Raw genomic sequence first — 25709 nt, forward strand, 5'->3', positions numbered from 1 at the left:
AAATCAGCCCGCGCGGCGCGCGGCCAGCATCGCACTCTCCATCGCCTTGGACAGACGCGCCAGCTCGTCGGCACTCTCTGCCAGACGCAAGTCGTCCTCGCTTTGCGGCTGCCACGACGGCACCGGCACCGGCTTGCCGTCGGACTCGTCCAGCGCCACGAACACGATCACGCAACTGGTGGCCAGACGCTGCTCGCGGGCTTTCAGGTCGCGCGCCAGCACATCCACCGCGAAGTGCATGCTGCTGCGCCCGGTGCGGATCAGCTTGACCTGCACGGTGATCAGATCACCAATCAAAATCGGCGCGATGAACTGCAGGCCGCTGAGCGCGGCGGTGACGCAATACGCGCCACTCCAGCCCACCGCCGCGGCGTAGGCGGCCTGATCGATCCATTTCATCACCGCGCCGCCATGCACCTTGCCACCGAAGTTGACATCGCCGGGCTGCGCCAAAAAACGGAAATCGAGTTCGCGCTGAGGAGGGCTCATGCGTGCGTCCGGTCCGGGCCAGCGCGCATTATGACGCGGGCTGCATCCAGCGCCCCAGACTGACGCGCTCGTGCGCCTGCAGATCGCGCAAGCTGTGCACTTCGACGAAACCGCGCGCGCCCAGCAAGGCGCGCACCGGCGGCCCTTGTCCGGCGCCATGCTCGAGCAGCAGCCAGCCACGCGGCTCGAGATGATCGGGTGCGGCGGCGATGATCACGCGCAGTGCATCCAGACCCTCCGCGCCGGAAACCAGGGCCATGCGCGGCTCGAAGCGCAGATCGCCCTGCTGCAAGTGCTCGTCATCCTCGGCCAGATAGGGCGGATTGGATACCAGCATCGCGTAGCGCTCTGCGCCCAGCGCCACGCACCAGTCACCCTCGGCGAAATGTACACGCCGGGTCAGACCCAGTCGCTGCGCGTTGGCGCGCGCGCACTCCAACGCCGCTGCGCTGACATCACTGGCCCACACTTCGGCCAGTGGTCGCTCGCTCGCGACCGCCAGCGCCAGCGCGCCGCTGCCGGTGCCGAGATCGGCCACGCGCACGGGCACGTCCTGTGGCAGGCGCAGCAACGCGTGCTCGAGCAGCAGCTCGGTTTCCGGGCGCGGAATCAGGCATTCGGGGCCGACTTGCAGGTCCAGCGTCCAGAATCCGCGGCGACCCAGCAAGTAGGCCACCGGTTCGCCGGCAGTGCGACGTGCGATCAACTCCGCGAAACGCGCGGCCGTGTCCGCTGCTGGCACCGCATCGGCGTGCGCGTACAACCAACTGCGCGGCTGGCCCAGCGCCACGGCCAGCAGCAGCTCGGCCTCCAGCGCGGCCTCGTCGCTGGCGAGTTGCACGCGCGCGGTAGCCAGCAAGGTGCGGAGATCGGTCATCTGCGGCATCGTGTCGAGAGTCCAGATGCTACGTGAACGCCGCAACGGGCGCGGGGTTATAGTCCAACCATTGATCCACCCAATCGCCCTGCATGAACCTTCGTGATCTTCGCTATCTCGTGGCCCTCGCCGAGCACAAGCATTTCGGCCGCGCCGCCGAGGCCTGTTTCGTCAGCCAGCCCACCCTGTCCACGCAGATCAAGAAGATCGAGGACGAGTTGGGCGTCACTCTGGTCGAACGCACGCCGCGGCGCGTGCTGCTGACCGAGGTCGGCGTGGAGATCGCGCAGCGCGCGCGCGAGGTGCTGAACGAGGTCGAGCAGATCCGCAGCATCGCGCGGCGCACACGCGATCCCGAATCGGGCACCCTGCGCATGGGCATTTTCCCGACGCTGGCGCCCTACCTGCTGCCGCATGTGGTGCCACGCCTGCGCGAACGTTTGCCCAAGCTCGAACTGCTGCTGACCGAGGAAAAAACCGAAGTGCTGCTGCGCCTGCTGCGCGAGGGCAAGCTCGACGCCGCGATCATGGCGCTGCCGCTGCACGAGGACTCACTGCACGCCGAGTTCCTGTTCGAGGAGCCCTTCGTGCTGGCCGTGCCCGGGCAACACGCACTGGCCACGCGCACGCAACTGAAACTCGACGAGCTGGGCACGCTCAAGCTGCTGCTGCTGGAAGAGGGCCACTGCCTGCGCGACCAGGCGCTGGAGGTATGCCATTCCACCGGCGCGGCCGAGCGCAGCGGCTTTCGTGCGACCAGCCTGGAAACCCTGCGCCAGATGGTGGCCGCCAATGTCGGCATCACCCTGCTGCCGATCCTCGCGGTGCGTCCGCCGGTGGCCTGCGCACCGGACGTGCATCTGCTGGGATTCAGCGATCATGCGCCGAGCCGACGCATCGCCATGGTGTGGCGCAAAAGCACCGCAATGGGGGCATTCCTGAAACGCCTCGGCGAAGTCATCAAGGATCTGCCGTCAGGTTTGCTGGACGCGCAGCCTGGGGTCTGCCGCAAAACGCCACCCGCGCGCGTGACAAAGCACAGCGCCTGAATCGCATCACAGCCAGCCCAGGCCGAGTCCACTCAGCAACAGCGCCAGTACCAGCAGACTGAAACCCGCGTACAGCACATCGCGACGCCGCGCGAAGATCCACACCGCCAGCACCAGTTGCAGCACGGGCGCTGCCACCAGCGCCAGCGTGCCCGCATCGACCAGCGCGCGACTGTTGCCGTGCGCAGCAAGCTCGACGATGCTCTGCGGCGTGTGCAAGCCACGCGGCACGCCGACAAAGATGCGCCACAGCGGCGGCTGCATGCCGACCTGCCATAGATACAGCGCACTGCCCACGGCCAGCACCGCCGCCGCCAGCAACACCAGCACCCACAGCAGGCGCCGACGTGCCTCCTGCACCGCGCCGGCAGCCTGCGCAGCGGCGTGATAGTCGCGGTCTAGCCGTGCCATGCGCACCATGCCTCCCACAGAATCTCGATGCCGAGAAATCCCACCACCCGCGCGAAAAATGGCCGCGGCCAGCGCGTGCTCAGGTGCGGCAGCATCCAGGCACCCAGTACCGCGCCACCCAGCGTGCCCCGCGTCACCGGCCCAACCAGCACTGGATCAATGAAACCCTGGCGGAAATAAATCGCCGCGCTGGCACCGGCGGTAATGCCGATCATGAAGTTGCTGGTCGCCGTGGACACCTTCAATGGCAGGCGCATCACCAGGCTCATCGGCAGGTTCTTTGACGCGGGCTTGCTGCGCTCAAATCGCGAACCGCTTGCGACTTTTGCGCACATGCGCACCCGGATGTTCCATAGTGAATCGATATCGCAGCCATCGATTCATTCGATTTCATTTGAAGCTGATCGCGACTTAGATTCACAATGCTGATCATCCATCGCTACCCCAGCCATCGCCAGGAGTTGAACATGAGCACCCTGAAAGGCAGCAAGACCGAAGAAAATCTGAAGGCCGCCTTCGCCGGCGAGTCGCAGGCCAACCGTCGCTATCTGTACTTCGCGGCCAAGGCCGACGTGGAAGGTTTCAACGATGTCTCCGCCGTATTCCGCTCCACCGCGGAAGGCGAAACCGGCCACGCGCACGGGCATCTTGAATACCTCGAGCAGTGCGGCGATCCGGCCACCGGTCTGCCGTTTGGCGAAACCCACGCCAACCTGAAGAGCGCCATCGCCGGCGAGACCCACGAATACACCGACATGTATCCGGGCATGGCCAAGGCCGCGCGCCAGGAAGGCTTCGACGAGGTGGCCGACTGGTTCGAGACCCTGGCCAAGGCCGAGCGCTCGCACGCCAATCGCTTCCAGAAAGCTCTCAACGATCTAGGCTGAAACTGTGCGCGGCGGAATCAGCGCCGCGATCCGCATGGCCCACGACGCCAGCGCAATGCTGGCGTCTGCTCATTCCCGAGCATGATTCGAGGATCGGCGCATGGCGCGTGAAGGCAATCTCGAGGCGCCCACGCGCCATTCGCTGGACTGGAACGACGCCGGATTCTGGGACGAAACCCGACTCGAAGCCGAGCTCGAACGCGTGTTCGAGATCTGCCATGGCTGCCGCCGCTGCGTCAGCCTGTGCAACGCGTTTCCCACGCTGTTCGATCTGATCGACAACGCCAGCACCATGGAGGTGGACGGTGTCGCCAAAAGCGACTACGCCAAGGTCGTCGAGCACTGTTACCTGTGCGACCTCTGCTACCAGACCAAATGTCCGTATGTGCCGCCGCATGAATGGAACGTGGACTTTCCGCACCTGATGCTGCGCGCCAAGGCTGTGCATTTCAAAAAGCACGGCGTGCCGCTCAAGGCCAGGATACTGTCCAGCACCACCACGGTGGGACGTCTGGCCTCGATCCCCGTCGTCGCCGAGGTGGTCAACGCGGTCAACGCCAGCGGTGTCGGGCGCACCATGCTGGACAAGGCGCTCGGCGTGCATCCCGAGGCCGTGATACCCGAGTACCACAGCCGCACCGCGCGCAAACGGCTGCGGCACGCCAAGGCCGAAGGCACAGCCATGCCGGCCGGACGCACGCTGGGCAAGGCGGCCATTTTCGCCACCTGCTATTGCGACGTGAGCCTGCCGCAAGTGGTCGAGGATCTGCATGCGGTACTAACCCACAATGACATCCCCACGCGCATGGTCATGCAGGAAGTCTGCTGCGGCATGCCCAAGCTGGAGCTGGGCGATCTCGACAGCGTGCGCGCCTGCAAGGAGCGGAACATTCCGGTGCTGGCCGCGCTGGCACGCGAGGGATTCGATTTGCTGGCACCGATTCCATCCTGCGTGCTGATGTTCAAGCAGGAACTTCCGTTGATGTTTCCGGACGACGCCGACGTCCTGCTGGTGAAGCAGCGCTTCTTTGATCCGTTCGAGTACCTGATGCAACGCCAGCAGGCCGGCCTGCTGAGAACTGATTTCAAGAACACGCTGGGCACGATCGCCTGGCAGGTTGCCTGCCACCAGCGCGTGCAGAACATCGGACCGAAAACGCGCGAGGTGCTGGCGCTGATACCCGGTACCACGATCACCACCATCGAGCGCTGCTCGGGCCACGATGGCACTTACGGCGTGAAGCGCGCCACCTACCCGATCGCACGCAAGATCGCCAGGCCCGTCGAGAACCGCGTGAAACAGGCCGATGCCGCGCACTTTACTAGCGATTGCCCGATGGCTGGCGCGCATATCGCGCATGGTCTCAGCGGCACGCTCCACGCCGAACACCCCGTCAGCCTGCTGCGCCTGGCCTACGGCATTTGAGGACACCACGATGCATGCACTGACCCACGATGACCTGCTCGGCCTGGAGCGCTACGCGCGCGAACGCGACGAATTCCGCGGCCGTGCCATGGCGCACAAGCGCGCGCGCACCGTGCACCTCGACGCGCACCTCACCTTGCTGTTCGAGGATCGTCTGACCGTGCAGTATCAGGTGCAGGAAATGCTGCGCATCGAGCGCATCTTCGAGCCAGGCGCGATCGCCGAGGAACTGGCCGCCTATAACCCGCTGATCCCGGATGGCCACAATCTCAAGGCCACGTTGCTGATCGAATATCCCGACGTCGAGGAACGGCGCCGCGCACTGCAGCGCCTGCGCGATATCGAGCACCACATCGCGCTGCAGGTCGCCGACCATGCGCAGGTGTCGGCCATCGCCGACGAGGACCTGCCGCGCAGCAACGACAGCAAGACTTCCGCTGTGCATTTCCTGCGCTTCGAACTGGACCCGGCGATGATCACGGCGTGGCGTGCCGGCGCCGCGGTGACGCTGCGCGCGACACTGCCGGCGCATCGCGTCGAGACACAACTCGATGCCGCACAACAGGTCGCGCTGGTCGCTGATTTCGACTGAGCGCATACGCCGCCGCGTATCGGCAACGCGGCGATATGCATGCCGGCGCGGAATGCGCGCGGATCAGTCCGGCACCGCGACACCCAGCCCCAGCGGACAAACCACGCCGGTTCCACCCAGTCCGCAGTAACCATCCGGATGTTTGGCCAGATATTGCTGGTGCTCGTCTTCGGCGAAGTAGAACACGCCGGTCATGGCGATCTCGGTGCTGATCGTGCCCTGTCCCGCCGCGCTCAGCGCACGCTGATAGGCAGCGCGCGAAGCCAGGGCCGCAGCCAGTTGCTGGACATCGCAGGCGTAGACCGCCGAACGGTACTGCGTGCCGATGTCGTTGCCCTGACGCATGCCCTGGGTGGGGTCGTGGCGCTCCCAGAACACCTTGAGCAACGCCTCGATGCCGATCACGCCGGGGGCGTAGACCACGCGCACGCACTCGGCGTGCCCGGTTTGTCCGCTGCACACCTCGCGATAGGTCGGGTGCGGCGTATGACCGCCGCTGTAGCCGACCGCCGTGGTGTATACGCCGGGCAGCGACCAGAAAGCGCGCTCGGCACCCCAGAAGCAGCCCAGCGCCACGATCAGCTCGCGCATGCCGTCGGGCAGCGCCGTCAGCGGATGCCCGAGCACGGCGTGGCGGTCGTGCAGCGGCAAGGGCTGCGCGCGTCCTGGCAGGGCCTGCTCGCGGCTGGGCAGGCGTTGCTTCCAGGCGCCGATTCCGAGCATGACATCCTCCGGCAGTTGCATGGTCGCGCATTGCGCCACACATCGCGTGGCGCAATGCGCGTGGGGCTCAATCGGTTTCCAGCGCCGCCGCCGCGCGCCACTCGCCGATGGCCGGCAGCGCGAGGATGGCATCAACATACGCCTGCGCAACGGGTGGCAGCGCGATGCCGTACACCAGGAAACGCAGCGCGACCGGCGCGTACATGGCATCGGCGCAGCCGAATGCGCCGAACAGGAACGCTCCGCCCGCGCCGAAGCGCGCGCGCGCATCCTCCCAGATCGCAACGATGCGGCGGATGTCCTGCGCGGCGTCGTGGCCCGGATCAAGCGGCGCACCGTGGCGTCGCAGATTCAACGTCAGCTCGCGGCGCAGCGCGGCGAAGCCGCTGTGCATCTCACCAGCGATGGCGCGCGCGTGCGCACGCGCCGCGCGTTCGGCGGGCCAGCCGCGACCCTGCAGCCAGGTTTCATTGATGTATTCAAGGATCGCCAGTGACTCCCACACCACCGCGCCATCGTGCAACAGCACCGGCACGCGTCCGCTGGGCGAATAGCGCGCCACCTCGCTGCGAAACGCGGGGCGATGCAGCCACAGCAGGCGTTCCTCGAAGGCGATGTCGGCCTGGCGCAACGCCAGCCACGGTCGCAACGACCAGGATGAAACGGTTTTGTCGCCGATGACCAGGACGGGCAGTTCGCTCATGACGGGACTCGCTGGTTGGAAAACACAAGCGTAGCGCGATGCGAGTTCAGGCGGCCTGTTGCGCATCGCTGCGCCAGTGCGCGCCGATGCTGTGACGGCGCGCGCGCATGGCAGCCACGGCGGCGGCGGCGAAGCGCAGCAGGTCGGCGCCGCTGGCGGTTGCATCCATCGGCTCCAGCCAGTGCCCGATTTGCGCTGCAGCCAGCGCCAGACCGTACTCGCTGCGCGCCAACCCCGCCTGCGCCCACAGCATATCGGCCAACGCCACGCGCAGCGGCGCCGGCAAGGGCGCGAAGTGGCGCGGACACGGCTGCGTGACACCACCTTCCTGCGGCAACGTCGCGGCCAGGGTCAAGCCCAACTCGCGGCCAAAGGCCAGACCTTCGAGCAGCGAATTGCTGGCCAGGCGATTGGCACCGTGCACACCACTGGCAGCCGCTTCACCGACGGCATACAGACCATCGAGTGTGCTGCGCGCCTGCGCATCGGTGCGTACGCCACCCATGCAGTAATGCGCCGCGGGCGTGACCGGAATGGGCTGCACGCGCGGATCGATGCCGGCTTGCATGCAGGCGGCGAACACCGTGGGAAAGCGCTGCGGAAATTCGGCACCCACCGCAACGCGCGCATCCAAGTAGACCTGCGTGTCGGCCAGGCGCCGTGCGGCGATGGCACGCGCTACCACATCACGCGGCGCCAATTCGGCCAATGCGTGTTCGGCCAGCATGAAACGCGCACCGTGCGCGTCGATCAGTGTGGCGCCGGCGCCGCGCAATGCCTCGGTGAGCAGTGGCAATTGTCCACTGCGCACGGCATCCCGCGGCGCCAGCGCGGTGGGATGGAATTGCACGAATTCCAGATCGGCGAGCTGCGCACCGGCAGCCAGCGCCAGCGCCACGCCGCTGCCGTCGGAGGCCGTCGGGTTGGTCGTGTACCGATACAGCGCCGCGTAACCGCCGCTGGCCAGCACGATCGCGCGTGCCGGCCACAATTCCAGTGCCTGGCCGTTCCACGCCCACGCGCCGATGACCCGCGCAAGCGCATCCTGCGCCAGCGCGATGACGCAGCGCGCGGGCGCCAGCTCGATATGCGCGGCGGCGCGGCTGGCCGCGCCGAGCGCACGCATCACCTCGGCGCCGGTGGCATCGCCGTGCGCGTGCACGATGCGCGCCTGGCCGTGCGCGGCTTCGCGCCCCAGCAACAGCACATCGTCGCGGCGATCGAAATGCGCACCCAGGGTTTGCAACCAGTCGATCACGCTCGCCGCCGCAGCGGTGAGCCGCGCCACGGCCTCGGGCTGATTGAGGTACTGCCCGGCCGCGAGCGTGTCGGCAGCGTGCAGTGCCGGGCTGTCCTGCTTGCCCAGCGCCGCAGCGATGCCGCCCTGTGCCCAGGTGCTGGCGCCGTCGCGTGCCGGCTCGGCCAGGCTGAGCACGCGCACCGTGCGCGGCGCGGCGGCCAGCGCCACGGACAGACCCGCCGCACCAGCGCCGATGACCAGCACGTCGCTGCGTGGACAGACGATGAAATCCGGCGGGGTGCGCATGTCAGCCGCGCCCCACCGCCAGCATGCGCTCGAGCGAGCGGCGCGCCGGGGCGATGATCTCCGCCGCCAACGTCACCTCGTGGCGCAGGTCGCGCAACGCATCGCGGATGCCCGCGAGGGTGATCTGACGCATGTGCGGGCACAGATTGCAGGGACGCACGAAGCGGATCCCGGGAAACTCCACGGCGACGTTGTCGCTCATCGAGCATTCGGTGATCAGCGCGACCTGCGCCGGCCTGGCGCGCGCGAGGTGCTCGACCATGCCCTGCGTCGAGCCGACGAAATCGGCCTCAGCCAGCACCTCGGGCGAACACTCGGGATGGGCCACGATTTCGAGTCCGGGATGGTCGCGGCGCAGCCCGCGCAACTGCGCGCCGGTGAAGCGCTCGTGCACCTCGCAAGCGCCTTCCCACAACACCAGCTCGACGCCGGTCTGCTGTTGCACGTGATGGCCAAGAAAACGGTCGGGCAGGAAGATCACCTTGGGCACACCCAGCGATTCAACGATGCGCAGCGCATTGGCCGAGGTGCAGCAGATATCGCTCTCGGCCTTCACCGCCGCCGAGGTGTTGACGTAGCTGACCACTGGCACACCGGGATGCTGGCGACGCAGCGTGCGCACGTCCTGCGCAGTGATCGACTCGGCCAGCGAGCAGCCGGCACGGTTGGATGGAATCAGCACCGTGCGCGCCGGATTGAGCAGCTTGGCGGTCTCGGCCATGAACTGCACGCCGGCCACCACGATCACGTCCGCCGCGCTGTGCGCCGCCTGCTGCGCCAGCGCCAGCGAATCGCCGGTGAAATCGGCGACGCCGTGATAAATCGCCGGCGCCTGATAGTTGTGTGCCAGCACCACGGCATGGCGCGCGCGCTTGAGCTGCTCGATCTCGGCCAGCAGCGGCTGCGCCTCGATGCGCTCGATCTCGGGCACGGCGGCAACAAAGCGCTGATGGCGCAGGTCTGCGGCGACGAGCGACATATCCTCACTCCGAGTATTAATCAAGTGGTTCATGCTAGGCGCGCCGGCTTGCAGGAACAAGCGCAGCGACCATGACGGTTACGCGCGGCTTCAGTCAGTGCCCGCGCTCAGGCGGGCTTGAAGCCAGTCGGGCCGAAATCACTGGCGACGCGCCGTACCTGCGCAGCGGCTGGCGGGTCGGGAAACACCTCGCCGAGGATGCGCCGTGCCTCGGGAATGGCGATGTCCGGCACCATCACGCGGATGAAACCGCGCGCGGGCAACTGCCCCATGCCGCCAATCAGCGCCGCGCCGGCGATGAAGGCCGGAATGCCTGAGGCTTCCAGCGCATCCTTGGCGATTTGCGCATCGACGATGGAATCGGCGTTGTAAACGGTCTGCATGGTTCAAGCCTCGTGCGCATAGCCTACGCCGGCGCGCGCAGCGGCGCAGCCGGCCGCTCGGCTAAACTTGGGCTCTTTGTCCCGCGTCCCCCCCATGGCCAACGACCTGCCCGCAAACCCGCCGCAGCACTTCATCCGCCAGATCGTGGCCGCTGATCGCGCCGCCGGCAAACACGGTGGTGCGGTGGTCACGCGCTTTCCGCCCGAACCCAACGGCTACCTGCACCTGGGCCATGCCAAGAGCATCTGCCTGAACTTCGGCATCGCCGTGGAAAACAGCGGGCGCTGCCATTTGCGTTTCGACGATACCAATCCAGCGCGCGAAGACCCCGAATACGTGCAGGCCATCCAGGATGACGTGCACTGGCTGGGTTTCACCTGGGACACGCTGCGCCACGCCTCGGATTATTTCGCGGTGTTCTACCTCGGTGCCGAGAAACTCATCCGTCTGAGCCTGGCCTACGTCGACGACCTCGACGCCGAGCAGATGCGCGCCTATCGCGGCACGCTCACCGAGCCGGGGCGCGACTCGCCGTTCCGCGCGCGCGGCGTCGAGGAGAATCTCGATCTGTTCCGGCGCATGCGTGCGGGTGAATTCGCCGACGGCAGCCGTACCCTGCGCGCGAAAATCGACATGAGCGCCGGCAACATCAACCTGCGCGACCCGGCGATCTACCGCATCCGCAAGGTCACGCATCAGAACACCGGCGACGTCTGGCCGATCTACCCGATGTACGACTACGCCCACTGTGTGTCCGACGCGGTGGAAGGCATCACGCATTCGCTGTGCACGCTGGAGTTCGAGGACCACCGCCCGCTGTACGACTGGTTTCTGCGCCAGCTCGACCTGCCGGGCGATCCGGCGCTCACCGCGCCGCTGCGCGAGAAGGGCCAGTGGCTGCCGCCCAGCACGCCGCAGCAGATCGAGTTCGCGCGCGGCAACATCAGCTACACGGTGATGAGCAAGCGCAAATTGCTCGCACTGGTGCAGGACAGGCTGGTCGACGGGTGGGACGATCCGCGCATGCCCACCCTGTCCGGGCTGCGCCGGCGCGGCTACACGCCGGAGGCGATCCGCGCGTTCTGGGAGCGCATCGGCATCAGCAAGCAGAACAGCAGCATCGACCTCGGCGTGCTCGAGGCCTGCGTGCGCGAGGATCTGGATGCGCGCGCACCGCGGCGTCTGGCGGTGCTGGACCCACTCAAGCTGGTCATCGACAACCTGCCGGACGCGCACATCGAGACGCTGCAGTTCGCCAATCATCCCAAGGATGCCGCACAAGGCGTGCGCAGCGTGCCGTTCGCGCGGACGCTGTGGATCGAGCGCGAGGATTTCATGCAGCAGCCGGTGAAGGGCTTCCACCGCCTGGTGCCTGATGGCGAAGTGCGCCTGCGCGGCGTCGGCATCGTGCGCTGCACGCGGGTGCTTGCGGATGCGCAGGGCACGATCACCGCGCTGCACTGCACACTGGATCACGACACCCGCCATGGCATGCCTGGCGCCGAGCGCAAGGTCAAGGGCACCATCCACTGGGTCAGCGCCGCGCACGCCATCGCCGCCGAGGTGCGCCTCTATGACCGCCTGTTCAACGTGCCCGATCCCGACGACGATAGCAACGGCAAGACCTACCGCGATCACCTCAATCCGGATTCGCGGCACGTGCTGCGTGGCTATCTGGAGCCCGGCGCTGCGAACACTGCGCCGGGGACGTTCTTCCAGTTCGAGCGGCTGGGCTATTTCATTGCCGATTGCCGCGACCATGCGGCGGCGCAGCCGGTATTCAACCGCATCGTCACGCTGCGCGATGTGTGGGCGCAACGCCAGGCACCATGAACGCATGCAGGCCCACCATGCACGACGCTCGCCTCGGCAGGCACCATGCAATGACATCTGCCTGCGATCTCGCGCAGGCCCGGTCATGTCGCCCTGTGGCGGTGCCCGACGCCACTGCCTGCGGGGCGCGCTGACATGCTTTGCGCGCAAGTGCACCTGACCCTGCCGGCGTGGCTGCAGCAGGCTGATCTGGAGCAGCGCGGTTATGCCGACGCGAACGCGCGCATGGCGCTGGCCATCGAGCTGGCACGGCGCAATATCGAGCATGGCAGCGGCGGGCCTTTCGGCGCCGCGCTGTTTACCCGCGACGGGCGCCTGCTGGGCGTCGGCGTCAATCGCGTCGAGGCCATGAACTGCTCGGTGGCGCACGCCGAGATGATGGCGTTCATGACCGCGCAAACACGCCTGGCGCGCTACCGGCTCAATGCGGACGACCCAGGCATCGTGCTCGCCACCAGCGCGCAACCCTGTTGCCAGTGCTATGGCGCCAGCTTCTGGGCCGGCATCGACACGATGCTGATCGCAGCGCGCAGCGAGGATGTCATGCGTCTGACCGCTTTCGACGAGGGCCCACTGCCGGCCGACTGGATCGGCGAACTCGGGCGCCGCGGCATCGTCGTGCAGCGCGACGTGCAGCGCGCGCAAGCTTGCGCGGTGCTCGCCGATTACGCCGCACGCGGCGGCCTGACGTACTGATCCGCCCCACGATGCCCGCCGCCGCAAGCGAATCAGCGCACTGCACGCCGGTATCCGGTCGCGTGGTGCTGTGTCGCGCCGGCTTCGAGGGTGAGGCTGCGGGTGAGTTGGCCGCGGCGGCGGCGGCGGCGGGGCTGTCCGGATTCGCGCGCGCCAGCAGTGGCAGCGGCGTTGCACGCTTCGAGCTGCACGATGTCACCACGCAGAATGCGCTGGAAGCCGCCACGCCCTGGCCACGGCTGATCTTTGCGCGCACCGCGTGGAGCCTGCATGCGTCCGTGCAGGCCCTGCCCACCCATGATCGTGTCACGCCGCTGCTGCACGCCGTGCAGACACACGGCCAGCACTATGCGCAAATTCTGGTGGAACACGCCGACAGCGACAGCGGACGCGAGCTGTCCGCGCTGGCGCGTACGCTGGCGCCGCCGCTGCGAGGTGCCCTGCAGCGCGCTGGCGTGCTGCATGCACAAGCTGCGCGCGACTTGTACGTGCTGCTCAGCGCTGGCGATGCAGCCTTGCTGTGCAGCGCGGCACGGGGCGCGGCATCACCCTGGCCAGGTGGTATTCCGCGCCTGCGTTTTCCATCGGCGGCGCCGAGTCGCTCCACGCTCAAACTCGAGGAAGCGCTGCTGGTGCTGCTGGATGAACGCGAACGCGAGCGCTGGCTACGCCCCGGCATGCGCGCGGTGGACCTCGGTGCCGCACCCGGCGGCTGGACGTACCAGCTGGTGCGGCGCTCGATCCACGTGACCGCCGTGGATAATGGGCCGATGCAACCCGCGCTGCTGGAATCCGGCCTGGTCGAGCATCTGCGCAACGATGGCTTCCGCTGGCGTCCGGGCAAACCGGTCGACTGGCTGGTGTGCGACATGGTCGAACAACCGCGCCGCGTCGCCGCCTTGATCGCCGCGTGGCTGCGCGATGGCGCGTGCCGACGCGCACTGTTCAACCTCAAGCTGCCGATGAAAAAGCGTCGCGAGGAAGTGCTGCTGTGCCTCGACCTGCTGCACGCCGCCGTGCCCGGCATCGAATTGCGCGCGCGCCAGCTGCATCATGACCGCGAGGAAATCACCGTACTGGCACTGCCGCCGTCGGCGCGCTGAGCGGGTGACTTGCCCAGTTGCAGGTGCAGCGCGAACCCGCACGCTGCATGCGGGATCAGCCAGCCTGTCGCGCCGCGTAACCGGCATCCTGCACGGCGGCGATCAACGCGGCGGAATCGGCTTGCCCGCGCACATGCGCCACGCCGCCGGCCAGATCGACCTCGGCCTGGTCAACGCCCGCCACGCCCTGCAGCGCCTTGGTCACGTGCTGCACACAATGCGCGCAGGTCATGCCGGTGATTTTCAGTTCGATCATGCTCATGGAGTTTCGCCTTGTTGACGGATTGAAAGTACGCCGCGATGCCTCACACGCTCAGCACCTTGGCCACGCGTTGCAGTTTTTCACGCACCTCGTGGCCAAGTTTGTCCACCTCGGAATGCTGCACCAGACCCAGTACGGCGGCTGGATCCATGAACGCCACGCGCACGCGGCCATCGGCTTCCTCGCGCACGACAACGTTGCAGGGCAACAACGCGCCGATGTCGGCATCGGCCCGCAATGCCTGGTTGGCATAGTGCGGATTGCAGGCACCCAGGATCAGATATGGACGCTGCGCAATGCCAAGCTTGGCCTCGAGTGTGGCGGCCACATCGATCCTGCTCAGCACACCGAATCCTTCCTGCTGCAACGCCGCGGTGACCGCCTGCACGGTGTCGTCAAACGAAGTGCGTACCGTGACGGCAAAAACATAGTTGCTCATGATGATGGGCCTCCAGGCTCAGATATGGACAGGCTGGGCGTGAACCGCGACAGCCACTGCGGCCTCGGCTGCATGCGCATGAAATGCGGGCAGTCGTTTCAGACGCAAGCTGTTGCCCAACACGAAGATCGAGGACAACCCCATGGCCATGCCGGCCAGCATCGGGCTCAGATGCACACCCAGCGGCGCGGCGACGCCGGCGGCGACGGGGATCAACAGGATGTTGTAGAAAAACGCCCAGAACAGATTGCCGCGGATCGTGCCGAGGGTACGGCGCGCGGCGTCGATCGCGGTCACCACGTCCAGCAGGTTGCCGCGTGTCAGCGTTACATCCGCGGCTTCCAGAGCGATGTCGGTGCCCGTGGCAAGGGCAATGCCGACACTCGCATGCGCCAGCGCCGGGGCATCGTTGATGCCATCGCCGACAAAAACCACGCGACGCCCTGCCGCCTGCAACGCGATGACCACCTGCGCCTTTTCCTGTGGCAGGATTCCTGCGTGCACTTCTTCGATGCCCAGTTGCTGCGCGACGGCCTGCGCGGTGCGCTGCGCATCACCGGTGACCATGACGATGCGCAGACCGCGCGCACGCAGCGCCTGCACCACCTCCGCTGACTCGGGCTTGATGCGGTCGGCAATGGCCAGCAGGCCCAGCACCTCGGCATCGGCGGCAACCCACACCACCGTGCGTCCGGCGCTTTCCAGCGCAGCGGCCTGCTGCACCATCGCTGCATCCACTGCGATGCCCGCGCGCTGCAAAAAGCGGTGTGTACCGACGCGCAGCCGACGCCCCGCCACCTGCCCCTCGATGCCATGGCCGGCTTCGGCATGAAAGTTCGCGATCGCGGGCAACTGCATGGCCTCGGCGCGGGCCGCCGCCACGATCGCACGTCCTAGCGGGTGCTCGCTGGCGGCTTCCAGCGCGGCGGCCAGGCGCAGCGCTGCGTCGGCGTGGGCACCGACCCGATCGGTCAGCGCCGGACGCCCTTCGGTCAGCGTGCCGGTTTTATCGAGCAGTACGGTATCCACCCGCGACAATGCTTCCAGTGCCTCGCCCTTGCGAAACAGCACGCCCAGTTCGGCCGCACGCCCGGTGCCCACCATGATCGCCGCGGGCGTCGCCAGTCCCATGGCGCAGGGGCAAGCGACCACCAGCACCGCCACGGCCGCGACCATGGCCTCGCTCACGTTGCCGACCAGCAGCATCCAGGCGCCGAAGGCGAGCATTGCGATCAGGATCACCAGCGGCGCGAACACGCGCACAACGCGATCGGCCATTCCCTGGATCGGCAGCTTGCCGCTTTGCGCGCTTTCCACCAGCTTGACGATTTGCGCGAGCACGGTATCGCGCCCGACCGAGGTAGCCTCAACCACCAGCCGGCCGTCCTGATTGACGGTGCTGCCGAACACCGCGTCGCCGACATCCCTGGTCACCGGCAACGGCTCGCCGGTCAGCATGGAGGCATCAACATGCGCGCGTCCCTCGCGCACGCGACCGTCTACCGGAATGCGCTCGCCTGGCCGCACCACGATGCGATCGCCCACGCGCAGTTGCGCCGCGGGTACATCCTGCTCGTTGCCCTGTGCATCCAGACGGCGCGCGGTCCTGGCCTGCAAGCCGACCAGTTTGCGGATTGCCGAGGAAGCACGCCCCTTGGCCAACACTTCCATGTACTTGCCGAGCAGCACGGCGGCGACCACCACGGCCGCCGAATCGAAATACACGTGCCGCGACTGCGGCGGAAACAGCGTCGGCAGCAGCAATACCAGCAGGCTGTACAACCAGGCCGCCCCGGTGCCGGTGGCAACCAGCGAGTTCATGTCCGGCGCAAGGTGTCGGTAGGCGATCAGTCCCGGGCGAAAGAAACGCCGCCCCGGTCCAAACAGCACCACGCTGGCCAGCAGCATCTGCACCCAGTCCCAGAAATGCGGAAACGGGCTGCTGGCCAGCAGCACGCGGTCCAATGCCGGGTCGAACGCTGCGCCCATGGACAACACCATGATGACCAGCGCGAGCACGGCAGCCACGCTCACATCGCGTGCCAGCGCATGCTGCAACTCGCGGCGCCGATGAGCCTCGGGATCTTCAGCGGCAGCGGAACCTTCCAGCGGCGCATGCGCGCCGTAACCGGCATCGACCACGGCGGCGATCAGCGCATCGGCATCGACACTGGCCGGGACATAGCACACGCGCGCGCGCTCGGTCGCCAGATTCACATCGGCCTCGAGTACGCCGGGCAATTTGCGCAGTGCGCGCTCGACACGACCGACGCATGCAGCACAGGTCATGCCCTCGATCACCAGGTCCAGTTGCTCGGTCACCGGCGTGTAGCCCGTCGCGCGCACTGCATCAATCAGCCGTGCGGGCCCGGTCCGGGCCGGATCGAAGCGCACTTCGGCGCGCTCGTTCGCGAGATTGACCGCCGCGGCCACGACGCCCGGCGTCCGCATCAGCGCATGCTCGACATTCGCACTGCACGAGGCGCAGGTCATGCCCTCGATATCCAGCGTCAGCGTGCTGCCATCCGAGTTTTCTGCCATCACTGTCTCCAGATTGAACCCTGCAGCAAGCCGGACCTGCTCCAGCCTGCATGCAAGCTGCGCGTTGGCAGCACCTTGACACGCAGACTGTAAGCTTGGACTCTTGTGCAGAGTCAAGCGATGCGGTAGCGACACCGCCGCAGGCGCGTCGTGACCGGCTCGAATGCAGGGTCACCGCTCACGGCGCGTGTCGGACCTACCTGCGACTGATGCGCGACCACGCGGTCGATGATTGCATCGGGCAGGCCGAACATTGCCAACGCCATCGGCACCGCGCAGCGCCCGGTGCCACCGAATGCCCCCGTGCAATCTTGCTGGTAGCATCGCCAAAGTTGCCATGATCGGGAGTTCATCAATGCAGCGTTTTGCCTTCGTACTGTTCGTGCTGTGCTCGATCTTCGCGTTCAACGCCAGCGCCGCGCCGCTGCTGAAACCCTACAACCCCAGCGCCGACGCCAAGGCCGAAATTCAGGCCGCGATGACCGCCGCGCAGGCCGATCACAAGCCGGTGCTGATCTTCTTCGGCGCCAACTGGTGTCCGGATTGCCGCGCGCTGGCCAAGTCGCTGTCCGGCGGCAAGAACGCCGCGCTGATGCACCAGCACTTCAACATCGTCAAGGTCGATGTCGGCAATTTCAACCGCAATCTGGATGTCGCCGAGCGCTATGGCGATCCGATCAAGAAAGGCATCCCGGCGGCGGTGATCGTCTCGCCCGCGGGCAAGCTGCTCTATGCCACGCAGGCCGGCGAGCTGGCCAATGCGCGCACCATGAGCAATGCCGGTGTCTATGCGTTCTTCGAGCAGACGCTGAAAAAAATCGACGCGACACGCTGATCCGCGCCCGCCCATCTCGGCGCGGGCGCAACACGCGGGCTAGAATGGTGCGCCCGAATGCGAGTTGCGCATGCGTCGTTTTCATGTCCAGCGTTACCTGATCACCGGCCTGCTCACCATCATCCCGTTATGGGTGACGGTGGCGATATTCGGTTTCGTGCTGCGCCTGCTGGCCGAGTTGGGCAACCCCGTGGTCGAAGGCGCGCTCGGTGGGCTGCGCAGATTCGCACCGGACCTGGCCGGATCGCTCAACCACGGCTGGACCAACACCGTGCTGGCGCTGATCGCCACGCTGCTGCTGCTGTACTGCGTAGGCTGGCTGGCCAGCCGGGTGCTCGGTCGACGCCTGCTGGCCGGGTTCGATGCGGTCATGGATCGCATCCCGATGGTGCGCACCATCTACGACGGCACCAAGAAGCTCACCGCGATGATGCAGAAAAAACCCAGTGGCACGCAGCGCGTGGTGTTGGTGGAGTTTCCGCACCCGGGCATGCGCGCCATCGGTTTTGTCACCAGCACCATGCGCGAGCAGGAAAGCGGGCGCGAAATGGCGGCCGTGTTCGTGCCGACCACACCCAACCCGACCGGCGGCTATCTCGAGATCGTGCCGCTGGACTGCCTCACGCCCACCGACTGGACGGTGGATCAAGCCATGGCCTTCATCATCTCCGGCGGCGCCGCGGCGCCCGACAACCTGCCGCCCACGGTGCCCTGCAGCAACCGCATGCCCGCGGCCTCGCCCGCACCGCCCGCCTGATTACGACATCAGCCGCTGCCGCTGCGCTTTTGGTCGGCATCGACACGGAACGGCATCATGCCCACCCATGCCGTCCTCGCCGAGGGCGCCGCGGGCGTGGCTACTGGGGCGCAAGGGATAGCGAGTTCGAATCCCGCTACGCCGACCAATGAAACGGGTTGGCTCAGAAATGAGCTAATCCGTTTTTCTTTACGGAGCCCGCAGGGTAAACGTTGGGGTAAACAGCCGCAGCGCTGTCGGTTCTTCAACGGACCAGAAGCATGCCCACGACGACAGGAACCACAATCATGGATTCAGCGACTTCTCAGCTTTTGGTTTTGTGTTGGTCGAGCAACGATGTCATGTTGCTTGTGTAGCGTGGCGCCACCCTTGAGCGCCGACACATCGGCCCGTGTCGGGTCGAGGTCTGCCAGCGATCGGGCCAGTCCCTCGGTCAACAACAGGTCATAGAGACCATCGGGCAATGCCATCGTTGTCCTTGGAATCAGTTGATCGGGCGCGTGCCACGGCAAGTCGGGTAGCCGGTGCAACCCCAGAAATCTTTGCCGGCGTTGGCACCGCGTTTTGCGGTGCGCCGAGCCATGGGTTTCGAGCACAGGGGACAGTCCTGTGCTTGGGCTGACGGAGCAGGTGGGTGAGCCACCGGCCCAGCAGGTTTCTGGGCAGGGTGGCTGTTGGCACCCGCCTGGGCTTGTCGCAACAGCCCGTGCAGCTTTGGCCCATCAACCAGCGTCACATTGCGGCCGCTCGCGAAACGGATGGCCTCATCGGTGAACCGACCCGAGGTCACCACGAACCCTCCGGTGGCACCCTTGGCGGCCATCACCCCGTACAACTCGCGCACCACATCCACGCCGACCTTGTAGGCGCGCCACTGCTTGCACTGCACGAGAAACTTTTCGCCGCCGCTCTTGCCCGGCTTGGTGAGCACGAGGTCAACGCCGCCGTCGGCACCACCGCCCCCGGTTTCCACCACCTGATAGCCCTGCAACCGAAAACCTTCCCCCACGAGCATTTCGAACTCGCGCCAGCTCATGCCATCGAGCGCGTCGGTCGCACTGCTCCTGGCCACATCGGCAACCAGGTTCTTTCGCTCACGGCGCCGCCAGGCAGACGTGATTGCACCCACCAGGCAAATGAAAGGAACGAAGTATTGGCCGACAGTGGCCAGCGATTTCCAGAGCGACTGCGTGACCATCGCGCCGATTTGACCGGGCTGCGCAGACGCCACCACCGGTTGGGACGCGATGTTGTGCAGCACGAAGTAGCTCACCAGCGCCAGCAACACGCCGGCCCACCACGGCAGCATGGCCACCAATTCCAGCAGGTCGTCGGCCGTGCTGGTTTTCTTGCGTCTCGCCATTCTTGATTTCCCCCCTTAGATCACCTGCGCTGCTTGGCAGCCATTTGCTGGCGCTCAGCCTATCCTGCCATCAATCCTATCCATCTCTCTTCTGCTTGATCGGATGGGGTCGGCCGCAGGAACTGCACGGCGTTGAGGTACTGCCCGGTCATGCCCAGTTTGTATTCTGCAACCCGATATTTTGCTTATGTCAGACATGTGCCGAACACTGTGCCGAGCACGATACCGACTGCTGCGCCAATCGCGACTGCTGCGGAAGTCTTCATTTTTCACTCCGCGTCAATCGTCAGATAGCCTTTCCGCCGCCACGCGCGCATCCTGGCAACAGTTCACTCGCACTCCGCTACGCTACGCTGGTTATCCCACCTTGTCGCTCTGAACATGACGCTGCCCTTCGATCCGCTGTCGATCAAATTTCTGATCGTGTACGCCTATGTCGGCGCCGTGCTGGCGATCCATCTGCGCGGGCGTGCGCGGCTGCGTTTCGATCGCCAGCTGGTCGATCACTCGGCGCTGTTCGCGCCCTACAACCTGCTGATGTACGCCTTCAGCAAGGTGCCCTCGAAACCGGTGGTGGAGCGCGCGCGTTTCGCCGAACTGGATGCGCTCAAGGGCCATTGGCAGACGATCCGCGCCGAGGCGCTGGCGCTGGCCGAGGCCGGCCATATCCGCAAGGCCGAGGGGCGCAACGACGCCAGCTTCGATTCATTCTTCCGCCAGGGCTGGAAACGCTACTACCTGAAGTGGTACGGCAACGCCCTGCCCTCGGCGCAAGCGCAATGCCCGCGTACCGTGGCCCTGGTCAATGCCATCCCCACCGTGAAGGCGGCGATGTTCACGCTGCTGCCGCCGGGCAGCAAGCTCAACGCGCACCGTGACCCGTTTGCCGGATCCCTGCGCTATCACCTGGGCCTGGTCACGCCCAACTCGCCCGCGTGCCGCATCCTGGTCGATGGCGAGGAACTGGTGTGGCGCGACGGCGAGGATTTCATGTTCGATGAAACCTTCGTGCACTGGGCCGAGAACAAGACCGAGCACACGCGCGTGATCCTGTTTTGCGATATCGAACGCCCGCTGTACACACCGCTGCTGCGCGCGCTCAACCGTGCCGTGAGCCGCTTCATGGGTCAGGCCACGGCCACCGACAACGTGCCCGGCGAACCGGTCGGTGCGATCAACCGTCTGTATGCGCGCCTGAACCGCTTCAACAGCACGCTGGGCAACTGGAAGCGGCGCTGGCCGCGCAGCTTCCGTGCGGTGAAATATTTGCTGATCCTGGCCGTGCTGGCGCTGATTTTCCTGCGCTGAATCGGCGCGCATCGCGCTGCCGCAGCATGCCGCGCGGCAGCGTCTGGACCTGGCTGCGACTCAGCCGCCGCAAGCAGGCGCGGGGCCGCTGGTCATCTCGGCGAGGAGCGTGTTGACGTCACGCGGCATGCCCTCGAGTTGCTGCACGCTGCCATCCTTGCTGCAGAACAGCAGCATCGGCGTGCCGTCGCCACCCGCCTTGCTCATCAGCGCATTGTTGGCGCTGATGCGATCCGTCACGGCCTTGGTTGGTGCGGTGTCGGGCTTGATGCCGCCTTCCTCGGTTTTCGGATCGAAAGCCGCTTGATCCTGCTGCAATGCTGCCGCCGGGTTTTTGGCGCTGAGGATCGCGGCAGCCTTGTCGAAGCTGGAGCGCTTGACCACGGCCACCAGCACATAGCGCGCGCGCAGGGCACCTTTGGCGATCAGTGGCTCAAGCTGCTGATACAGCATGTGGCAGAAGATGCAATTGGGATCGATGAACACGGTCAGCACCGGCCCCTTGCTGCCGGCCATGATCGAGTGGGTCGCGGGCAGGGCGGCGGCGGCCAATGCCTGGGCGGGCGCCAGCAGCAGGCCCACTTTCTGCGCGGCCTGTTTGTCGAGATCCTCGCCCTTGGGCCCGATCAGCTTGCCCACCAGCAGCGCCGATGCATCGTCGTTGACCCAGATCACGCTGGGCGGCGCGTTCGGCGCGTCCTTGTAGGTGACCACAGCGCCGGTGAGGCCGCCGGGACCGGCAAAAATCGATTGGGCGGTGGCGCGACCATGGCTGGCGCTGCTGATCAGTGCCTGCACCTTGGCCAGTGAAGGCGCCGCAGGCGTCGTGGTGGGCGCGGCCTGCGCACTCAAGGCAAGACTGCCCACGGCGCACAACAACAGGGGCAGGAGGACGCGCCGGGCGCGTGGATGCAGAGCAATCATGGTGTTCTCATCAAAGGTGGGAGGACGGGTCATGCGCTGGTGCTGACGCGGCAATCTAGCATAGCCGGCAGGACAGACCGCCCGACGCAGGCAGCCGATGATCCAGCGCCATGAACAACGCGGCGCGATGGGTGCACCATCGCGCCGCGTCTCTGACTCCCGCGTTCACGGCAAGCCGATGCGTAGCGTGCCGTGACGCAATAGGACGACTACTGGCAGCTGCCGTGGGTCACCGGACAGGGCGGATAGTCCGGCTGCGCGGGGAAGGCCGGCATCCACGCCGGCGGCGGCGGCACTTCGGTGGGGCGCTGCTTGATCTCCTTGAGCAGCACATCTACGGCGGTTTCAATCTGTGTATCGCGGTTGTCCCGCGCCAGCAGCCCAGGATTCACATGCACCGGAATCGTGGGCACCACGCCGATGTTCTCCACCACCCATTTCGAGTCGGTGCCATACATGGCGATCTCGGACACCACCTGCTGGCCGCCATCCAGCAACGGGAAGGTGTTGTCGTAACCGCGCACGCCGCCCCAGGTGCGCGAGCCGATGGTCGGGCCGAGGTGATACTGCTGGAAGCGGTAGGCGAAGATGTCGCCATCCGAGGCCGAGCCGTGGTTGATCAGCGCCGCCATGTGCCCGATGTAGGCATCCGCCGGACTCTGGTAGTAAGCGCCATGGCGGTCGGTCCATGCCGCGACCGGTTTCTGATCGAGCTGGTTGAACAGGATCGTGTCGATGAAACCGCCGAGGTTCCAGCGATCGTCGATGATCATGCCGGGCTTGTTGATCTGGCTGTAGTACTGGCGCACGAACTCGTGCAGACCGGTGGCCTCCATGTCGTTCAAGTACACGTAGCCGATCTTGCCGTCGGACAGCTTGTTCACCTCGCGCCGGTTGTTGTTGATCCAGTGCAGCAGGTGCAGCTTGCCGCTATTGACCACGGGCTTGACCAGGATCGTCCACGGTTTGCCCGCAGGTGTGCTGGCGATGCTCAGCTCAATGGTCTGGCCCAGCGTGCCCTGCAGCAGTTCATACGGATTGATCGAGGCCGTCAGCTGCTTGCCGTTGATGGCCAGCACGTAATCACCCTGCTTGACCTTCAGCCCCGGCTGCGCCAACGGCGCGTAATAGCCCGGCACGGTGTTGTCACCGCGGAAGATGCGCTTGAGGTAATAGCGACCTGCGCTGGCGTTGAGCGCGAACTCGGCGCCCAGCCCGGCGGTCGGTTGCGGCGGCGTCTTCCAGCCCATGTCGCCACCGAAGATGTACATATGGCTCTCGCCCAGCGAGCCGATCATGTTGGCCATGATGTAGTTCAGGTCCTCGCGGTCCTGCACCAGCGGCAACAACGCGCGGTAGTGGTCGCCGATCGTCGCCCACTCGGCCTTGATCAGTTCGGGATTGACGAAGTAGTCGCGCACGTTGCGCCAGGCCTCGTTGTAGATCTCGGCCCATTCCGCGCGCGGGTCCACCTGCATCTGCATGTTCGAGGTATTCAGCGGCTTGGGCTTGGCCTGCGCGTTGAACAGCGCCGGACGCAGCACCCACTTGCCGTGAAAGTTGTACAGCAGCGTCGAGCCGTTGGCGGAGAGCGCGAAGCCGCCGCCGATACCCTGCGCCAACGTCAGCGCCTTGCGCTTGGCTAGGTCATAGGCGCGCAGCTCCGGCATCTGGCCGGGAATCGCACCGCCCAGCACCGGCACCGGTACCGTGACGTAGTACAGGACGCCCTTGGCTTCGGCGGTTTCCACGATATTGGCCGCCGGCACCGGTACCTGTACCGCACGCTCGATCAGGCCGTTGAAATCGATGTTGACCGCGGGCGTCTTGGTCTTGGCCTTGCCCTTCGTACCCGGCTTCGGCTTGGATGCAGCCGGCGTTTGCGTGCGCGGCGCGAACGGTGACGGCGTGTCAGCCTGGAGCGTGGTCACGTACAGGCCATCGGGCACCACGCCGGATGCACCGAAGTTGTAGCTGGAGATCACCGGATTCACGAGCCGCGCCGAGACAAAGTACAAATACTTGCCGTCCTGCGAGAACGCCGGATTACTGTCGTTGAAATCACCGCGGCTGACCTGATGCAACTGGCCGTTGTCGACGCCGTAGATATACAACGCGCGCAGGTGGTTGGGCAGGTGTTTGGAGAACGCCAGCCAGCGGCTGTCCGGCGAAAACGACACGTCCTCGAACGCGCCGATGATCTTCTGCCGGTCGGTGGTCACTTCCTTGCGCGCGCCGTCGTTGACGTTGACCAGCCACAGGCGCTGGCGCGAGTCGGTATAGGTCAGCCAATCGCCGTTGGGGCTCCACAGCAGCGGCCCGGCATAGGTCAGATCGCCTTCCTGGGTCAGTGCCCGCGGCACGCCTCGGCCGTCGGCCGCACGCAGCATCACCTGGCTGTCGACGCCGTTGTCACGGATATAGGCGATCCACTTGCCATTGGGCGACCAGGCCGGATTCTTGTCGTTGCTGGCCACGACGTGGCTGATCTGGGTGGTATGGCCATACTCGGCCGGCACCGTGAACAGCGCACCGCGCGCGCTGAACACCGCCAGCTTGCCATCGGGGGCGACGTCCTCTCCGCGGATCATCTTGGCAGCGTCATATTCATAGGGCAGCGTGCGCGAACCGCCCAGCGGCACCGACACCGGCACCTGCGCCAGCTTGCCGCTGGCGAAGGAATACACATACAGCAGTCCGCCATCGGACAACGCGATGCCGCTGTTGCCCACGCTCGGCCAGTCCACGTCATACGTGGGGAAGTCGGTGACCTGCTGCGTGGCGCCGGTCTTCAGGTTGCGTTGCCAAAGATTGAGCACGCCATTCTTGCCACGATCCGAGGCGAAGAACAGCGTGTTGCCATCCCACATCGGATACGTGTCCTCGCCCTTCCAGTGGGTCAGTTGCGCGCTGGCGCCGGTGGCAAGATCGTAGGTGTAGATGTTGTCGGCCTGGCCGCCGTAGTAATGCTTGCGGTGGAAGGCGCGCAGCATGCGCGAGAGCTTGTTGTAGGCCACCACGGTGCCCGTGGCGTTGAACGACAGCGGCCCGGTCCACGGCATCGGCAGCGCCACCGGCAGACCGCCGCTGATCGGCACCTCGAAGGCGCGCTCGATCTGCGGGTTGAAGCTCTCGCGGCGCGACAGGAACACCACGTCCTGGCTGTTCGGCGTCCAGCCGACCACGATGTTGTCCGGCGCGGTCATGATCTTGCCGTGGAAGCCGGCATTCACCGAGCGCCAGGTCAACTGCTTGACCGGACCGCCGTCGATCGACACCACGTACACGTCGGTGTTGCCGCGATACCAGCCGGTGAACGCCACCCACTTGCCGTTGGGCGAAAGCAGCGGATGCGAGTCATAGCCCGAATCCGAGGTCAGACGTGTGGCTTCGCCACCCTGCACGCCGACTTTCCACACCGCGCCGCCGGCCTCGAACACCACCGTGCTGTCGTGGATGCTGGGAAAGCGGATCAGCGCCTGCACCGGGCCGGGTGCAGGTTGTGCGAGCGCGCTGGGCGCCAGCAAGGCCAATGAGAGTGCCGCGCCAAGCACGCCGGCCAGGGTTTTCATCGTCATCGGA

26 protein-coding genes are annotated in these 25709 nt (G+C 66.1%); 10 read left to right on the forward strand and 16 right to left on the reverse strand.

From position 1 onward, the window contains the following. Positions 1–3: 3 nt before the first annotated feature. Both Mschef_RS13720 and prmC read right to left on the reverse strand, forming a co-directional pair. Positions 4–489 (reverse strand): acyl-CoA thioesterase, encoded by a 486-nt coding sequence (locus Mschef_RS13720; protein ID WP_081129368.1) that lies wholly within the window; start codon positions 487–489, stop codon positions 4–6. Between the two features lie 28 nt (positions 490–517). Next, a complete protein-coding gene (gene prmC / locus Mschef_RS13725; RefSeq protein WP_176212461.1) occupies positions 518–1366 on the reverse strand; it encodes a peptide chain release factor N(5)-glutamine methyltransferase in 849 nt (282 codons plus the stop codon). A 92-nt stretch (positions 1367–1458) separates the two neighbouring features. Between prmC and oxyR the strand changes: the two genes are divergently transcribed. Beyond that, positions 1459–2415, forward strand: a complete 957-nt coding sequence (gene oxyR, locus Mschef_RS13730) for a DNA-binding transcriptional regulator OxyR (protein WP_081129377.1) — start codon at positions 1459–1461, stop codon at positions 2413–2415. A gap of 6 nt (positions 2416–2421) precedes the next feature. Here oxyR and Mschef_RS13735 read toward each other — a convergent pair whose 3' ends face one another. Beyond that, positions 2422–2826 carry a DUF1634 domain-containing protein gene (locus Mschef_RS13735; protein WP_168708793.1) on the reverse strand — a complete coding sequence of 135 codons (405 nt, stop codon included), beginning with the start codon at positions 2824–2826 and terminating at the stop codon, positions 2422–2424. After that, positions 2814–3095, reverse strand: a complete 282-nt coding sequence (locus Mschef_RS13740; RefSeq protein ID WP_206780160.1) for a sulfite exporter TauE/SafE family protein — start codon at positions 3093–3095, stop codon at positions 2814–2816. The genes Mschef_RS13735 and Mschef_RS13740 overlap by 13 nt, the downstream gene beginning before the upstream one ends. Before the next feature lie 198 nt (positions 3096–3293). Between Mschef_RS13740 and Mschef_RS13745 the strand changes: the two genes are divergently transcribed. The 3 genes from Mschef_RS13745 to Mschef_RS13755 all read left to right on the forward strand — a co-directional run bounded on the left by Mschef_RS13745 (position 3294) and on the right by Mschef_RS13755 (position 5731). Beyond that, positions 3294–3713 carry a rubrerythrin family protein gene (locus Mschef_RS13745; protein ID WP_081130048.1) on the forward strand — a complete coding sequence of 140 codons (420 nt, stop codon included), beginning with the start codon at positions 3294–3296 and terminating at the stop codon, positions 3711–3713. Between the two features lie 100 nt (positions 3714–3813). Further along, positions 3814–5139 (forward strand): (Fe-S)-binding protein, encoded by a 1326-nt coding sequence (locus Mschef_RS13750; RefSeq protein WP_081129390.1) that lies wholly within the window; start codon positions 3814–3816, stop codon positions 5137–5139. A gap of 10 nt (positions 5140–5149) precedes the next feature. Then, positions 5150–5731 (forward strand): DUF3501 family protein, encoded by a 582-nt coding sequence (locus Mschef_RS13755; protein ID WP_081129394.1) that lies wholly within the window; start codon positions 5150–5152, stop codon positions 5729–5731. A 63-nt stretch (positions 5732–5794) separates the two neighbouring features. On the opposite strand, the gene msrA is transcribed toward Mschef_RS13755, so the two are convergent. The 5 genes from msrA to Mschef_RS13780 form a co-directional block, all read right to left on the reverse strand. Beyond that, entirely contained in the window at positions 5795–6454 is a 660-nt protein-coding gene (gene msrA / locus Mschef_RS13760; protein ID WP_081130049.1) for a peptide-methionine (S)-S-oxide reductase MsrA, read from the reverse strand. A 67-nt stretch (positions 6455–6521) separates the two neighbouring features. Further along, positions 6522–7157, reverse strand: coding sequence for a glutathione S-transferase family protein (locus Mschef_RS13765; RefSeq protein ID WP_081129398.1), 636 nt, complete (start codon positions 7155–7157; stop codon positions 6522–6524). A 46-nt stretch (positions 7158–7203) separates the two neighbouring features. Continuing rightward, positions 7204–8703, reverse strand: coding sequence for an L-aspartate oxidase (gene nadB / locus Mschef_RS13770; protein ID WP_081129402.1), 1500 nt, complete (start codon positions 8701–8703; stop codon positions 7204–7206). A 1-nt stretch (position 8704) separates the two neighbouring features. Continuing rightward, positions 8705–9682, reverse strand: a complete 978-nt coding sequence (gene nadA / locus Mschef_RS13775) for a quinolinate synthase NadA (protein ID WP_081129407.1) — start codon at positions 9680–9682, stop codon at positions 8705–8707. 107 nt (positions 9683–9789) lie between these two features. After that, positions 9790–10065: a putative signal transducing protein gene (locus tag Mschef_RS13780; RefSeq protein ID WP_081129412.1), complete on the reverse strand. Its 276-nt coding sequence runs from the start codon at positions 10063–10065 to the stop codon at positions 9790–9792. A 94-nt stretch (positions 10066–10159) separates the two neighbouring features. On the opposite strand from Mschef_RS13780, the gene Mschef_RS13785 reads away from it, so the two are divergent. The 3 genes from Mschef_RS13785 (at position 10160) to rlmM (ending at position 13698) form a co-directional block, all read left to right on the forward strand. Continuing rightward, on the forward strand, positions 10160–11899 hold the full coding sequence (locus Mschef_RS13785; RefSeq protein WP_136256199.1) for a glutamine--tRNA ligase/YqeY domain fusion protein: 1740 nt from the start codon (positions 10160–10162) through the stop codon (positions 11897–11899). A gap of 135 nt (positions 11900–12034) precedes the next feature. Then, entirely contained in the window at positions 12035–12595 is a 561-nt protein-coding gene (locus tag Mschef_RS13790) for a nucleoside deaminase (protein ID WP_081129423.1), read from the forward strand. 11 nt (positions 12596–12606) lie between these two features. Then, positions 12607–13698 (forward strand): 23S rRNA (cytidine(2498)-2'-O)-methyltransferase RlmM, encoded by a 1092-nt coding sequence (gene rlmM / locus Mschef_RS13795; RefSeq protein ID WP_081129426.1) that lies wholly within the window; start codon positions 12607–12609, stop codon positions 13696–13698. Between the two features lie 55 nt (positions 13699–13753). Here rlmM and Mschef_RS13800 read toward each other — a convergent pair whose 3' ends face one another. From Mschef_RS13800 to Mschef_RS13810, 3 genes are read right to left on the reverse strand one after another with little or no spacing between them, the layout of a single operon-like run. Further along, positions 13754–13960, reverse strand: coding sequence for a CopZ family metallochaperone (locus Mschef_RS13800; protein WP_081129430.1), 207 nt, complete (start codon positions 13958–13960; stop codon positions 13754–13756). A 43-nt stretch (positions 13961–14003) separates the two neighbouring features. Further along, complete coding sequence (locus Mschef_RS13805; protein ID WP_081129434.1) at positions 14004–14399, reverse strand: DUF302 domain-containing protein; 396 nt, start codon at positions 14397–14399, stop codon at positions 14004–14006. A gap of 18 nt (positions 14400–14417) precedes the next feature. Continuing rightward, a complete protein-coding gene (locus Mschef_RS13810; protein WP_081129437.1) occupies positions 14418–16940 on the reverse strand; it encodes a heavy metal translocating P-type ATPase in 2523 nt (840 codons plus the stop codon). A 355-nt stretch (positions 16941–17295) separates the two neighbouring features. Between Mschef_RS13810 and Mschef_RS13815 the strand changes: the two genes are divergently transcribed. Both Mschef_RS13815 and Mschef_RS13820 read left to right on the forward strand, forming a co-directional pair. Beyond that, on the forward strand, positions 17296–17775 hold the full coding sequence (locus Mschef_RS13815; protein ID WP_081129441.1) for a thioredoxin family protein: 480 nt from the start codon (positions 17296–17298) through the stop codon (positions 17773–17775). A 70-nt stretch (positions 17776–17845) separates the two neighbouring features. Then, complete coding sequence (locus Mschef_RS13820; protein WP_081129444.1) at positions 17846–18532, forward strand: DUF502 domain-containing protein; 687 nt, start codon at positions 17846–17848, stop codon at positions 18530–18532. A 293-nt stretch (positions 18533–18825) separates the two neighbouring features. Here the strand turns inward: Mschef_RS13820 and Mschef_RS17775 are convergent, their stop codons facing one another. Further along, complete coding sequence (locus Mschef_RS17775; RefSeq protein WP_168708794.1) at positions 18826–19002, reverse strand: hypothetical protein; 177 nt, start codon at positions 19000–19002, stop codon at positions 18826–18828. 14 nt (positions 19003–19016) lie between these two features. Then, positions 19017–19895 (reverse strand): restriction endonuclease, encoded by an 879-nt coding sequence (locus tag Mschef_RS13825; protein ID WP_081129447.1) that lies wholly within the window; start codon positions 19893–19895, stop codon positions 19017–19019. 381 nt (positions 19896–20276) lie between these two features. Here Mschef_RS13825 and Mschef_RS13830 point away from each other — a divergent pair, with 381 nt between their 5' ends. Further along, positions 20277–21203, forward strand: coding sequence for an aspartyl/asparaginyl beta-hydroxylase domain-containing protein (locus Mschef_RS13830; RefSeq protein WP_081129450.1), 927 nt, complete (start codon positions 20277–20279; stop codon positions 21201–21203). A 60-nt stretch (positions 21204–21263) separates the two neighbouring features. Here Mschef_RS13830 and dsbG read toward each other — a convergent pair whose 3' ends face one another. Next, the gene (gene dsbG / locus Mschef_RS13835; protein WP_168708795.1) at positions 21264–22127 is read right to left on the reverse strand and encodes a thiol:disulfide interchange protein DsbG; all 864 of its coding nucleotides are present in this window, start codon (positions 22125–22127) and stop codon (positions 21264–21266) included. 209 nt (positions 22128–22336) lie between these two features. After that, positions 22337–25705 (reverse strand): S41 family peptidase, encoded by a 3369-nt coding sequence (locus Mschef_RS13840; protein WP_081129456.1) that lies wholly within the window; start codon positions 25703–25705, stop codon positions 22337–22339. Positions 25706–25709 lie beyond the last annotated feature (4 nt).

The organism is Metallibacterium scheffleri, assembly GCF_002077135.1.
GTDB classification, from domain to species: Bacteria; Pseudomonadota; Gammaproteobacteria; order Xanthomonadales; family Rhodanobacteraceae; genus Metallibacterium; species Metallibacterium scheffleri.